The following is a 338-nucleotide window of genomic DNA, read 5'->3' on the forward strand; positions in this document are numbered from 1 at the left end:
TACTAATTACCCGTGAGGCTTAACCATACAACGCCAAACGCGTTTTATGTGATAGTTGATAGCGCAAGAAGTTAATAGACTAAAGTAGATTTACTGAAAACTTTTATTATCAGAATTCCAAATTTATAAGGTGACTCTTAGCGCGTAGCGTTAAAGTTGAGGCACCTTGCGCAAAGGAAATGTAAGCACTACGTGCTTTGTCATTACTCCTTCGCACCCTATTTGCTTGGTAACAATAGCGTTTTGGACCCACCTGACCCCATGCCGAACTCAGTAGTGAAACGAAACAGCGCCGATGATAGTGTAGCATTTGCTATGTGAAAGTAGGACATTGCCAG

1 rRNA gene is annotated in these 338 nt (G+C 41.7%); it reads left to right on the forward strand.

The features are described 5' to 3' along the window. Nucleotides 1–225 precede the first annotated feature (225 nt). A 5S ribosomal RNA gene (rrf, locus tag H5187_RS24125) occupies nt 226–338 on the forward strand; the annotation flags it as partial.

This window comes from Pseudoalteromonas sp. SG44-1, assembly GCF_014164315.1.
GTDB lineage: Bacteria > Pseudomonadota > Gammaproteobacteria > Enterobacterales > Alteromonadaceae > Pseudoalteromonas > Pseudoalteromonas rhizosphaerae.